General features: G+C 63.0%; 12 protein-coding genes and 1 tRNA gene. 5 read left to right on the top strand and 8 right to left on the bottom strand.

The window, feature by feature from the left end:
- Positions 1-11 precede the first annotated feature (11 nt).
- From C8K18_RS17875 to recA, 7 genes are all read right to left on the bottom strand, one after another.
- A complete protein-coding gene (locus C8K18_RS17875; protein ID WP_029968183.1) occupies positions 12-644 on the bottom strand; it encodes a pilin in 633 nt (210 codons plus the stop codon).
- A 149-nt stretch (positions 645-793) separates the two neighbouring features.
- Positions 794-1,498: a TerC family protein gene (locus tag C8K18_RS17870; protein ID WP_107708603.1), complete on the bottom strand. Its 705-nt coding sequence runs from the start codon at positions 1,496-1,498 to the stop codon at positions 794-796.
- 144 nt (positions 1,499-1,642) lie between these two features.
- The gene (gene sucD / locus C8K18_RS17865) at positions 1,643-2,524 is read right to left on the bottom strand and encodes a succinate--CoA ligase subunit alpha (RefSeq protein WP_006049960.1); all 882 of its coding nucleotides are present in this window, start codon (positions 2,522-2,524) and stop codon (positions 1,643-1,645) included.
- A gap of 131 nt (positions 2,525-2,655) precedes the next feature.
- Positions 2,656-3,825: an ADP-forming succinate--CoA ligase subunit beta gene (gene sucC / locus C8K18_RS17860; RefSeq protein ID WP_006049959.1), complete on the bottom strand. Its 1,170-nt coding sequence runs from the start codon at positions 3,823-3,825 to the stop codon at positions 2,656-2,658.
- Between the two features lie 29 nt (positions 3,826-3,854).
- On the bottom strand, positions 3,855-4,559 hold the full coding sequence (locus tag C8K18_RS17855) for a DUF2889 domain-containing protein (protein ID WP_006049958.1): 705 nt from the start codon (positions 4,557-4,559) through the stop codon (positions 3,855-3,857).
- A gap of 258 nt (positions 4,560-4,817) precedes the next feature.
- Positions 4,818-5,672, bottom strand: a complete 855-nt coding sequence (gene recX / locus C8K18_RS17850; protein WP_107708601.1) for a recombination regulator RecX — start codon at positions 5,670-5,672, stop codon at positions 4,818-4,820.
- Between the two features lie 7 nt (positions 5,673-5,679).
- On the bottom strand, positions 5,680-6,753 hold the full coding sequence (gene recA, locus C8K18_RS17845; protein WP_006049956.1) for a recombinase RecA: 1,074 nt from the start codon (positions 6,751-6,753) through the stop codon (positions 5,680-5,682).
- A 233-nt stretch (positions 6,754-6,986) separates the two neighbouring features.
- On the opposite strand from recA, the gene C8K18_RS17840 reads away from it, so the two are divergent.
- The 5 genes from C8K18_RS17840 to C8K18_RS17820 all read left to right on the top strand — a co-directional run bounded on the left by C8K18_RS17840 (position 6,987) and on the right by C8K18_RS17820 (position 11,886).
- On the top strand, positions 6,987-7,814 hold the full coding sequence (locus C8K18_RS17840; protein ID WP_107708767.1) for a response regulator transcription factor: 828 nt from the start codon (positions 6,987-6,989) through the stop codon (positions 7,812-7,814).
- Between the two features lie 8 nt (positions 7,815-7,822).
- Positions 7,823-9,370, top strand: a complete 1,548-nt coding sequence (locus tag C8K18_RS17835) for a sensor histidine kinase (protein WP_107708600.1) — start codon at positions 7,823-7,825, stop codon at positions 9,368-9,370.
- A 217-nt stretch (positions 9,371-9,587) separates the two neighbouring features.
- The gene (locus tag C8K18_RS17830) at positions 9,588-11,246 is read left to right on the top strand and encodes an MFS transporter (RefSeq protein ID WP_006049953.1); all 1,659 of its coding nucleotides are present in this window, start codon (positions 9,588-9,590) and stop codon (positions 11,244-11,246) included.
- A gap of 115 nt (positions 11,247-11,361) precedes the next feature.
- Positions 11,362-11,438 (top strand) — tRNA-Met (locus C8K18_RS17825).
- A gap of 106 nt (positions 11,439-11,544) precedes the next feature.
- On the top strand, positions 11,545-11,886 hold the full coding sequence (locus C8K18_RS17820) for a hypothetical protein (protein WP_107708598.1): 342 nt from the start codon (positions 11,545-11,547) through the stop codon (positions 11,884-11,886).
- A 25-nt stretch (positions 11,887-11,911) separates the two neighbouring features.
- On the opposite strand, the gene C8K18_RS17815 is transcribed toward C8K18_RS17820, so the two are convergent.
- Positions 11,912-12,619 carry a FadR/GntR family transcriptional regulator gene (locus C8K18_RS17815; protein WP_107708597.1) on the bottom strand — a complete coding sequence of 236 codons (708 nt, stop codon included), beginning with the start codon at positions 12,617-12,619 and terminating at the stop codon, positions 11,912-11,914.
- Positions 12,620-12,708: the final 89 nt, after the last annotated feature.

Below are 12,708 nucleotides of genomic sequence, written 5' to 3'. Positions count from 1 at the left end.
CGCATGTCGCATTACGCGCGGCACTCGGGAGGTGCGAGGTGTGAGGGCAAGGTCGGCGCCTGCGCGGGCATCGGACCTGCGCCCGGTGCCGGCAACGACGACGCCGTCTTGCCGCCGGCAAAGCATTCCCACGCGAGCGCGCCCGCCTGCACCGAGCCCTTCGCCAACGAGACACGCGCAGTGGGCGCATCGATGTTGTCGGGCACCGACGGCACCAGCGTGATCGTGTTGGAACCGGCAGGCGCCACGCGCGTCGTGAAGGCGACGGTGATCTGCCCGCTGTCGTCGTCGACATGAACCGACTCGACGTTGCGCGTCGCGGGCGGCGACGCGTAGCCGCCACCGAACGCGTTGCCGCTCGCCGCGTTTTCCGACACGGCAAGACGCGCCGACGACGCCAGCGACAGTCCCTCGCCCACGCGGCTGCGTGCGAGGTAGTCCTGATACGCGGGAATCGCGTAGGCCGCGATCACGCCGACGATCGCCAGCACGATCATCAGTTCGATCAGCGTGAAGCCGAGACCGAGGCGCGAGCCGACGCGGCGGCACGCTCGCGCGAGTGTTGCGGACCAGCGCGCTCGCGCGAATCGCGAGTGCGCCAGCGTGGATTGCGAATAAGGGGAATAAGGCAAGGTGACGATCATCGGCAGGCTCCTGAAACGAAAAGCGCCTGCTCCACGAATCGGGAACAGGCGCTTTGATCGTAGCGAGCGACGCTCGTCTCGGACAGTCAGCCGAATGGCTAACGTTGAGCCTCAGTCAACCGCGCACGAGTCCGATGCTTCGCGCCGCTTCAGGCCGCCGCGGATTTCGCGTTGCGGCGCTTGATCACATAACCCAGGATCACGACGAACAGCGCGCCTGCGATGCTCATGCCGTATTCGGCGAGCGGCGTGTCGAGGACCGGCCAACGGTCGCCGGCCGGATCGTTGATGATGAGCCCGCCAGCAATCCAGCCGAGCAATGCGGCGCCGAGCGTGATGACGATCGGGAACCGGTCCAGCAGTTTCAGCACGATCTGGCTGCCCCATACGATCAACGGGATACTCACCACGAGGCCGAAGATCACCAGCGCGAGGCGATGCTCCGGGTCAGCGGCTTCGGCCGCGCCCGCGATGGCGATCACGTTGTCGAGACTCATCACGGCATCGGCGACGATGATCGTCTTGATCGCCGAGATGAGCTTATCGGCGGGCTTCACGTTTTCGTGCGCGTCGTGCGCCGGCGCCATCAGCCGGACGCCGATCCACAGCAGCAACAGCCCGCCCGCGAACTTCAGCAACGGCACGTCGAGCAGCGCGACGGCGAAAGCAATCAGTATCACGCGCAGCAGGATCGCGCCCGCCGTGCCCCACAGCACGCCCTTCGTGCGCTGCGCGGGCGGCAGGTTGCGGCAGGCCAGCGCGATCACGACGGCATTGTCGCCACCGAGCAGAATGTCGATGACGATGATCTGAATGACTGCGCCCCAATGGAGCGTGGCGAGGAACTCGAGCATGAGCAAAAGAATAAGAAGGAAGCGGACGCGCGGCCAATAAAAAAGCGGAGGAGTGTTTAACTCCCCCGCTTTTGAGAACGCACGCTACGAAAGGATCTCGTAAGCGTATCAAAAAAGGCGCTCGACCTGGGCGCCAGTTTCGATTTACAGCATTGCCTTCAGAAGACGCGCCATTTCCGACGGGTTCTTCGTGACCTTGATACCGCAGGCGTCCATGATTTCCAGCTTCGCTTCGGCCGTATCCGCACCGCCCGAGATCAGCGCGCCGGCGTGACCCATGCGCTTGCCCGGAGGCGCCGTGACGCCAGCGATGAAGCCAACCACCGGCTTCTTCATGTTGCCCTTGATCCACTCAGCCGCGTTCGCTTCGTCCGGACCGCCGATCTCGCCGATCATGATGACGGCGTCCGTATCCGGATCGTCGTTGAACATCTTCATCACGTCGATGTGCTTCAGGCCGTTGATCGGATCGCCGCCGATACCGACTGCCGACGACTGGCCGAGGCCGATCGCCGTCAACTGGCCGACTGCTTCATACGTCAGCGTGCCCGAACGCGACACGACGCCGATGCGGCCCTTGCGGTGGATGTGACCCGGCATGATGCCGATCTTCAGCTCGTCCGGCGTGATCGTGCCGGGGCAGTTCGGTCCGAGCAGCAGCGTCTTGCGGTTTTCGCGACGCATGCGGTCCTTGATCTCGATCATGTCACGGACGGGAATGCCTTCCGTGATGCAGATCGCGAGATCCAGGTCGGCTTCGACTGCTTCCCAGATTGCAGCAGCAGCGCCTGCCGGCGGAACGTAAATCACCGACACGGTCGCGCCCGTTTCAGCCTTGGCTTCAGCGACGCTTGCGTAGATAGGAATGCCTTCGAAATCTTCGCCGGCCTTCTTCGGGTTCACGCCTGCGACGTACGCTTCGCGGCCGTTTGCGTATTCACGGCAAGCACGCGTATGGAACTGACCGGTCTTGCCGGTGATGCCCTGCGTGATGACCTTGGTGTCTTTGTTAATCAGAATCGACATGTATTGACCTCTGTTCGTTTGGCGTCACACGATGGCGCGACGAGCAACGAAGCGGAACGTTCTCGCCCGCGTTGCCCGTGCGCTACCGTGCGCCGCCATTCGTAATCCTGGTAAACGCCGTGGGAGGCTGATTACGCCTTGCCCGCGGCAGCCGCGACGACCTTCTGAGCCGCTTCTTCCATGCTGTCAGCCGAGATGATCGGCAGACCGGAATCGGCGAGCATCTTCTTGCCCAGGTCTTCGTTCGTGCCCTTCATGCGGACCACGAGCGGCACCTTCAGCGACACGGCCTTCGACGCCGCGATCACGCCTTCCGCGATCACGTCGCAGCGCATGATGCCGCCGAAGATGTTGACCAGAATCGCGGTCAGGTTCGGGTTCTTCAGCATGATCTTGAACGCTTCCGTGACCTTCTCCGTCGTGGCGCCACCGCCCACGTCGAGGAAGTTCGCCGGTTCGCCGCCGAACAGCTTGATGGTGTCCATCGTCGCCATTGCGAGGCCCGCGCCGTTCACCAGACAGCCGATGTTGCCGTCGAGCGAGATGTACGCGAGGTCGAACTTCGACGCTTCGACTTCAGCCGGATCTTCTTCGTCCAGATCGCGATACGCGACGATTTCCGGATGACGGAACAGTGCGTTCGAATCGAAGTTGAACTTGGCGTCGAGTGCGATGACCTTGCCGTCGCCCGTCAGGATCAGCGGGTTGATTTCGGCGAGCGATGCGTCGGTTTCCCAGAACGCCTTGTAGAGGCCTTGCAGGATCGCGCGTGCTTGCGGGATCGACGCGTCGGGCACGCCGATCTTCTTCGCGAGGTCGTCTGCTTCGGCGTCCTTCAGGCCGGTCGACGGATCGACGGCAACCTTGTGGATCAGCTCGGGCGTCTTTTCCGCGACTTCCTCGACGTCCATGCCGCCTTCGCTCGACGCCATCACGACGATCTTCTGCGAAACACGATCGATCACGAGGCCGACATACAGTTCCTTCTTGATGTCCGCGCCTTCCTCGATCAACAGACGGTTCACCTTCTGGCCTTCCGGACCAGTCTGGTGTGTGACGAGCTGCATGCCGAGGATCTGGTTCGAGTACTCACGAACCTGATCCAGCGACTTGGCAACCTTCACGCCGCCACCCTTGCCACGGCCACCCGCATGGATCTGAGCCTTCACGACCCACACCGGGCCGCCGAGCTCTTCCGCGGCCTTGACCGCATCATCCACCGAGAAGACCGGCTTGCCGCGCGGTACCGCGACGCCGAATTTCCGCAGGATTTCCTTACCCTGGTACTCGTGAATCTTCATGCGTGATTCCCTTCAGTCTGAGAGTTGGATTAAACATCGCTTCCGCTACCGTCCAACATGCCGGGCGCATTGCCCCTGCCTTCGTGGCGGGCCGCCCCGTTGTCTGGCGATGCCGGGCGGTCTGCTGGGCGTGGCGCATGGCCATACCAGCGCGGGTAAAACTGCTGCACTGCCTCCCCGTCGAAACGCAGCGCGTGGCAGCGTCCCAACTGGAATGGCGGTTTTTCGTTTAGACGTTCGGCGGTGCCGTCGGTCGACTCGCTTTCTGAACTTGCACTCGCGCCTGGCGTGCTGTCACCGGTGTTCCATACGTCGCCGGCGAACGCCTGGATCGCTGCGGTCGGCAGGATCGCGCACAGCTCGGTGAGATGCGTGCAACCCGCCGTGCCGGCCAGCAAACGGGCAGCATCGCGACGGAAGTTGTGGAACAGATTGAGCCCGATGAGGGCACGATAGGCGGGATTGCTGGCTTGGCAGAGCCCAGGATAGGGCACCCAGTCGGACGACGCTTCGGCGTCGACGACATTGAGCTTGCGATCGATGGTGATGCGAAGCCAGAGTTCATGGATCGGTTGACCATTGGGCCGGACGCCCGACGCAAGGACCACGTCGCGTGGCTTTTCGTCGGTCAAGCACGCTTCCACATCCCACAGGCCATCGGCTCGTTCATAAGCTTCCGCCCGGATTGCGCGACGATGGCGCAATTGACGGGGCACTGACGAGGAAAGCGGCATGCGGAAAGGAAAGGCCGAATTGGAAAACGCGTGAATTTTAGCATACTGGGTATTCGGGACAGCCCGGAATGCGGCGGGGACGGCCTGCTGGCCGGTTATGGGTGGGGTTATGGCTGGAGTTGGTGGTGGGAAGGTTGCGTTGAAGCGTTAGTGCGGGTGATGCGGTTTGGTGGGACTTGTGGTGCTTCTGGCGCTTGTCCTGGTTCTGGCGCTTCGCGGCACTTTCCGCCGTTTCGCGTCATTCCGCGCCCTTCACCGTTATTCACTGCTCCATTCTTCGTCGATACCTTTGAGGATTTTGCCGATCGTCGCGCCAGAAAAACCGCGCGACGCGAGAAAGCGCGCCTGCTTCGCGCGCTCAGCCGCGGTCTCCGGAAGCTGACCGAACTTCTTGCGCCATACGGCCTGGGCGCGCGCCAGTTCCGTTTCGCGTAATTGAGCGCTCGCTTCGTCGACGAGCGTGCGATCCACCGCGTGTTGCTTCAATTCGCCAACGATGCGGCTTGCACCCAGCCGCGACGAACGACGATGAATCAGGCTTTCGGCGAAGCGGGAATCGGATAGCCAGTTTTCGGCTTCGAGCGTGTCGAGCAGCGTCTCGAGCGAATCGTTTTCTTCGACGAAGGGCTTCAGCTTGCGTGCAAGTTCGCTGCGGCTGTACTCGCGGCGCGATAGATAGCCGAGCGCGCGTCCTTTGAGCGAACGTGCTGGGCGTTGGGATTTTTTTGCTTCGCTTGGGGCGGGATCTGCGTCGCCGGGTGTTTGGTCTGAGGCAGATGTGCTGCGTGAGGTGCTGCCGGAGTTACCTAAGCGGCCTGCCCCGTGCGAACGAAGCGAGCCGCGCGAGTTGCGTGAGCCGCGCGACTCACTCGAGCGCGTGTAGGTAGGCTCAGCGGACTGGTCGGGCTGGCTTGAAGACAGCGCGCGCCGCGGGCCACGGCCTGCGGCGCGATCGTGTGCGTCGAACGATTCAGGCCGATCGAACGGATCAAAGCGATCCGATGTTTCGGATAGATCCGCGTGCGCCGAACGTTCGGGCGAATCGCTCCCGTCATTACGCGGGCCGCCCACGTTGCGTCCAGAATTGGACAATGGCCGGCCCTTGCGTATCACGTAGTGGTTACTCTTCGTCCGCGACTTCTGCGCCTGCGCCGGTCACTGCCTCGGCCATTGCATTCACACCCAGCGATTCGCGGATGCGGTTCTCGATCTCACGAGCAATGTCCGGATTTTCGCGCAGGAATTCACGCGCATTGTCCTTGCCCTGGCCGATCCGCTCACCGCTATAGCTGTACCACGCGCCGGCCTTGTCGACGATTTTGGCCTGCACGCCCAGGTCGATAATTTCGCCCTGACGCGAAATACCCTCGCCGTACAGAATGTCGAAGATCGCCTCGCGGAACGGTGGCGAAACCTTGTTCTTGACCACCTTCACGCGCGTTTCGTTGCCGATCACTTCGTCGTTCTTCTTGATCGAGCCAATGCGGCGAATGTCCAGACGCACCGACGCATAGAACTTCAGCGCATTACCGCCGGTGGTGGTTTCCGGATTACCGAACATCACGCCGATCTTCATGCGGATCTGGTTGATGAAGATCACGAGGCAGTTGGTGCGCTTGATCGTGCCCGTGAGCTTGCGCAGCGCTTGCGACATAAGACGCGCTTGCAGACCCGGCAGCGAGTCGCCCATTTCGCCTTCGATTTCAGCCTTCGGCACGAGCGCCGCGACCGAGTCGATCACGATCATGTCGATCGAGCCCGAGCGTACCAGTGCGTCGGCAATTTCCAGCGCCTGCTCGCCCGTGTCCGGCTGCGACACCAGCAGGTCGTTCACGTTCACGCCGAGCTTGCCTGCGTATTGAATGTCGAGCGCGTGTTCCGCGTCGATAAACGCTGCCGTGCCGCCGATCTTCTGCATTTCGGCGATGACTTGCAGCGTCAGCGTGGTCTTACCCGACGACTCCGGACCATAGATTTCGACCACGCGGCCACGCGGCAAACCGCCGACGCCCAACGCGATGTCGAGGCCGAGCGATCCGGTGGAAACGACCTGGATGTCTTCGACTACCTCACCTGCGCCGAGCCGCATGACCGACCCTTTGCCGAACTGCTTTTCGATCTGCGCGAGGGCGGCAGCGAGTGCCTTGCTCTTTTCAGCAGTCAGTCCAGCCGAGCCTTTCTTGCTTTCTTCCATGAATCGTCCTTTGCTATGATGAACGGCGTCTGAGGCAGATGTGTCGTCCAGTTTTGAAGGACAGCACACGAAACTCAGACACTGTATAAAAAAACAGTGGTTTTGGCAAGCGTGATTCTGATGCGAACGCGCATTTTTACTGTCGCGCCGCCCAACCACCCACAATGATTCGGAGACCGCTGTGCGCCGCGGGGACACCCGAGGTGCCGGCCAAGGCCCTGAGCTGGCGCATCATGCGAATTCTGATTGCCGAAGACGACAGCATACTCGCGGACGGTCTCGTTCGATCACTCCGCCAATCGGCCTATGCCGTGGATCACGTGAAGAGCGGCGTCGAGGCCGACACCGCGCTGTCGATGCAAAGTTTCGATCTGCTGATTCTCGATCTCGGCCTGCCGCGCATGTCCGGGCTCGAAGTGCTGCGCCGCCTGCGCGCGCGCAATTCGAACCTGCCGGTGCTGATTCTGACCGCCGCGGACAGCGTCGACGAACGCGTCAAGGGCCTAGACCTCGGCGCGGACGACTACATGGCTAAACCGTTTGCCCTTAACGAACTCGAAGCGCGTGTGCGCGCGCTCACGCGGCGCGGCGCGGGCGGCGGTCCGACGATCGTGCGGCACGGTTCGCTGGGCTTCGATCAGGTGGGCCGGATCGCCTATATCAACGATCAGGTGATCGACCTGTCCGCGCGCGAACTGGGTCTTCTCGAAGTGCTGCTGCAACGGATCGGCCGGCTGGTTTCGAAGGAACAGCTCGTCGACCATCTTTGCGAATGGGGCGAGGAAGTCAGCAACAACGCAATCGAGGTCTACGTGCACCGGCTGCGCAAGAAAATCGAGCCGAGCGGCGTGCGCATCATCACCGTGCGAGGGCTCGGCTACTGCCTCGAGAAAGCGGTCGCGCCCGCGAATGCGAGTGCGAGTGCGAATGCGAGTGCGAGTGCGAATGCGAGTGCGAATGCCGGCGCGAATGCCGCGGCAACCACACCCGCCGAGCCCGAACCGGCACCATCGCCGTCAACGCCGGCCGGAGGAATGCCGGCGAGTCACCACTACAAATAGAGCACATCATGTCCGCACGCGCAGATCGCGCGACGGCCCGCGCGGCGGACCTCGACGAGGCGCGCGACGAGCGCTACGCCAATCCGTTCGCCCCGCCCGACGAAACCGAAGCCGCCGCCGAGGCGCGCCCCCGCTCGCTATTCGGCGAAATTCTCGACTGGATGCTCGCGCCTTTGCTGCTGCTCTGGCCAATGAGCCTCGCGGTCACGTATCTGGTCGCCAAATCGATCGCGAACGGGCCGTTCGACCGCGCGCTGGAAACCGACGCCTACGTGCTCGCTCGGCAGATTCATCCGGTCAACGGCGTGGCCGAACTGACGCTGCCCGATTCCACGCGCGACTTTTTGCGGACGGACAACGTCGACAGTGTTTTCTATCAGGTGCTCGGCACGCGGGGCGAGCTGGTGGCGGGCGAGCGCGACATGCCGCTGCCGCACGAAGACGACCGGCCGCAACCGGGCCTTGTCGCTTTCCGGGACGACATGCTGCGCGGCAACGACATCCGCGTGGCCTATACGACGGTCGAATTCCCGCAGACGCCCGGCGCAGAGCCGGTGCTCGTGCAGGTCGCCGAGACGCTCGACAAACGCAGCCAGCTCGCCAACGACATCATCAAAGGCGTGATCCTGCCGCAGTTCGTGATCCTGCCGCTCGCGATCCTGCTCGTGTGGTTCGGCCTTTCGCGCGGCCTCGCGCCGCTGCACGCGCTGCAGGCGCACATCCGCGCGCGTCGGCCCGACGATCTGTCGCCGCTCGAGGCGCGTCGCGCGCCGCCGGAAATCGAGCCGCTCGTCACGTCGTTCAATGATCTGCTGACGCGTCTTGAGCAGAACATGGAGCTGCAAAAGCGCTTTATCGCCGACGCCGCGCATCAGATGAAAACGCCGCTCGCCGGCCTGCGCACTCAGGCCGAGCTGGCGCTGCGGCAAGACGCGTCGGCGGAAGTGCATCGCTCGCTCGAGCAGATCGCGACGAGTTCGGAGCACGCGGCGCGGCTCGTCACGCAACTGCTTGCGCTCGCGCGCGCCGAAAACCGCATGTCCGGACAGATCTTCACGCCGGTGGAAGTGACGGAAGTCGCGCGCAATGCCGTGCGCGACTGGGTGCAGGCCGCGCTCGCCAAGCAGATGGATTTGGGTTACGAGGCGCCGGAAGAACCCGTCGAGGTCGACGGCAATCCGGTCATGCTGCGCGAGATGTTGTCGAACCTGATCGACAACGCGATCCGCTACACGCCGGCGGGCGGCCGCATCACCGTAAGAGTGAGGCACGACGCAGCCGCGCGGCTCGTGCATCTCGAAGTGGAAGACACCGGTATCGGCATTCCAGCCGCCGAACGTTCGCGGGTCGTCGAGCGCTTTTACCGGATTCTCGGCCGCGAAGGCGACGGCAGCGGCCTCGGGCTTGCGATCGTCCGCGAAATCGCGACGATGCACGGCGGCGAGCTGACCATCGACGACAACGTCTATCAAACCGCGCCGCGGCTCGCGGGAACGCTGGTGCGTGTCAGTTTGCATGTGCTCGAGCGGGGCAGGACTTACCCTAACGCGGACTGACAGCCATAAGCCGCCAAAGCCAAGTTGTCCGGCGTTCACAGCATATTGCACGGCGTTGAACCAGAATTGACCTATTTTCACGAACCTTCGTCGCGGGTCAGCAAGCCGTCGGCGTAACCATTCACGTCAGTAGGCCGTAAGTTTTCACTCCAATAATCGGTTGCACGGAACGCCGCGGGCCGGCGCACCGCGTGCATATCAATATTGGAGACGACATATGGCTACCGTAGGCGGACACATTTCGCCCGTGCCCATGACGCGCGATGAGAAGCGGGTGATCTTCGCATCGTCGCTAGGTACGGTTTTCGAGTGGTACGACTTTTATCTGGCCGGCTCGCTGGCCGCCTTCATCAGCAAGAGCTTTTTCTCCGGCGTCAATCCGACTGCCGGCTTCATTTTCACGCTGCTCAGCTTCGCCGCGGGTTTCGCGGTCCGGCCGTTCGGCGCGGTGGTGTTCGGGCGGCTCGGCGATATGGTCGGCCGCAAGTACACGTTCCTCGTCACGATCGTGATCATGGGCGTGTCGACGTTCCTCGTCGGCTTCTTGCCCGGCTATGCGGCGATCGGCATCGCATCGCCGGTCATCTTCATCGCGATGCGGATGCTGCAGGGCCTGGCGCTCGGCGGCGAGTACGGCGGCGCCGCGACCTACGTGGCGGAACATGCGCCGCCGGGACGCCGCGGCTTCTACACTGCCTGGATCCAGACGACGGCCACGCTCGGCCTCTTCCTCTCGTTGCTCGTGATTCTCGGCGTGCGTACGGCGATGGGCGAAGACGCGTTCGGCGCATGGGGCTGGCGCATTCCGTTCATCGCGTCGATCGTGCTGCTGGCCATTTCGGTGTGGATTCGCCTGCAACTGCATGAATCGCCGGTGTTCGAGCGCATCAAGGCCGAAGGCAAGACGTCGAAGGCGCCGCTTACCGAAGCGTTCGGCCAGTGGAAGAACCTGAAGATCGTGATTCTCGCGCTGATCGGCCTGACCGCCGGCCAGGCCGTGGTGTGGTACACGGGCCAGTTCTACAGCCTGTTCTTCCTGACGCAGACGCTGAAGGTCGACGGCGCGACGGCCAACATCATGATCGCCATCGCGCTGCTGATCGGCACGCCGTTCTTCCTGTTCTTCGGCTCGCTGTCGGACCGCATCGGCCGCAAGCCGATCATCATGGCCGGGCTGCTGATCGCCGCGCTGACGTACTTCCCGCTCTTCAAGGCGCTCACGCACTATGTGAACCCGGCGCTGGAAACGGCTACGGCCAAGGCGCCGATCGTCGTGATCGCGAATCCCGACGAATGCTCGTTCCAGTTCAACCCGGTCGGCACGTCGAAGTTCACGAGTTCCTGCGACATCGCGAAGAGCGCGCTTTCGAAGGCCGGCCTGAACTACGAGAACGTCGCGGCGCCGGCGGGCACGGCGGCGCAGATCAAGGTCGGCGATACGGTGGTGAACACGTATGACGGCAAGGCCGCCGACGCCAAGGAACAGGGCAAGACGTTCGACAAGACGCTCGCCACGACGCTGAAGTCCGCGGGCTATCCGCCGAAGGCCGACTCGTCGCAGATCAACTGGCCGATGAGCGTGGTGATCCTGACGATCCTCGTGATCTACGTGACGATGGTCTACGGACCGATCGCGGCAATGCTGGTGGAGATGTTCCCGACGCGTATCCGCTATACGTCGATGTCGCTGCCGTATCACATCGGCAATGGCTGGTTCGGCGGCTTCCTGCCGGCCACCGCGTTCGCGATCGTCGCGGCGAAGGGCAACATCTACTCGGGCTTGTGGTATCCGATCGTGATCGCGCTCATCACGTTTGTGATCGGCATGCTGTTCGTCCGCGAAACGAAAGACTCGGACATTTACGCGAAGGATTGACCGGGACCCGCCGCCCCGCAGGCCCGCGCTTGCGGGCTCATGAGGCGGCAGTTTAAAAAGTTGCGCGCCGGGGGTTGACAGCCCTCGGCGCTATCCCCATAATCTCGCTTCTTTCGGCGAATTAGCTCAGTTGGTTAGAGCGACGGAATCATAATCCGCAGGTCCGGGGTTCGAGTCCCTGATTCGCCACCAGTTGCAAGAAAAAGCCGCTGACCCACAAGGTTCAGCGGCTTTTTCGTTTCTGGCTGTCTATTTTTCATTCAGGCACCGACACTCGCAACTTCAAGGAGGATTGTTGATGACGTTCCGCACCGCCGCGCGCGCCGTGGCCATCGCATCGATCGCGCTTTGGGGCGCCGCTTCCGTGACCGTGGCCCAGGCGCAAACTCCGACCGACAACCAGTGGCGCGCAAGCCAGACCACCTTGTCGACGCTTCTGCAGAACGGCTACAGGATCGTCGCCGTCGTCAATACGCCTCGCGCCGACGGCGGCCCGGCCGATACGATCTTCGTGCAGCGCGATCAGAGCGCCTTCAAATGCATCGATTCGCAAGCCTCCGAGGCGAGCAAGAAAGCGCCCGGCTGTTATGAACTGGCGCCGTCGTCGGGCGCGGCCACGACGGGCCCGGAAGCCAAGTAAGCGAGCCATCCGGGAGCCGGCGCGATCACGCCTCGATGCGCCCGCGCGTCACGCCGAGCAGCCGCGCCATCGCGTCGCGCGCGGCGGCGGCATCACGTTCGCGAATCGCCTCGAACACGGCCGTATGTTCCGCGAGCGACGCATTGAAAACCTCCGCGCGCTTCGCATTCAGCCGAAGCTGCGCCTCGAGCGTACGCTCGATCAGCGTGCCGAGCGGAATCAGCAATTCGTTGCTGCACGCGATCAGCACGCCCAGGTGAAACTGCAGATCCGCCCTCACCCATTCGTCGACATTGCGCGCCGCGGCCATTGCCGCGTGGGCGGCGGCCAGCGCGCCGAACGTGTCGTCCGCATGCGAAGCCGCCGCGAGACCGGCGGCATACGGCTCGATCATCTCGCGCATTTCCTGCAGCTTGAGCGCGAATTGCATCGGCTCGGCGACGCGCGAATACCAGTCGAGCACATCGACATCGAGCAGATTCCACGCGTGCCGCGGGCGCACACGCGTGCCCACGCGCGGGCGCGATTCGATCAGCCCTTTCGACGTCAGCGTGCGCAGCGCCTCGCGCAACACCGTGCGGCTCACCCCCAAAGTGCCCATTAACTCCGCCTCGCGCGGCAGGATCGATTCGGGCGCGTAGTCGCCACGCAAAATCGCGGTGCCCAGCAGATGCGCGACGCGCCCATGCAGATCGTGCTGAATAGCTTTCTCCCGGCGGCGGCGCCGCTCAATATGTGGCGAATAGTACTATTAATAGTACTTTAATGCGATTGTGCGGTAGCATGGAAACCCTCGAATAATTCGCAATGAGTGGAGACGCA

This window comes from Paraburkholderia sp. GV068 (assembly GCF_003058125.1).
GTDB lineage: Bacteria > Pseudomonadota > Gammaproteobacteria > Burkholderiales > Burkholderiaceae > Paraburkholderia > Paraburkholderia graminis.
Note: the sequence above shows the minus strand (reverse complement) of the source record. Positions and strands in the feature narration are given on the sequence as shown.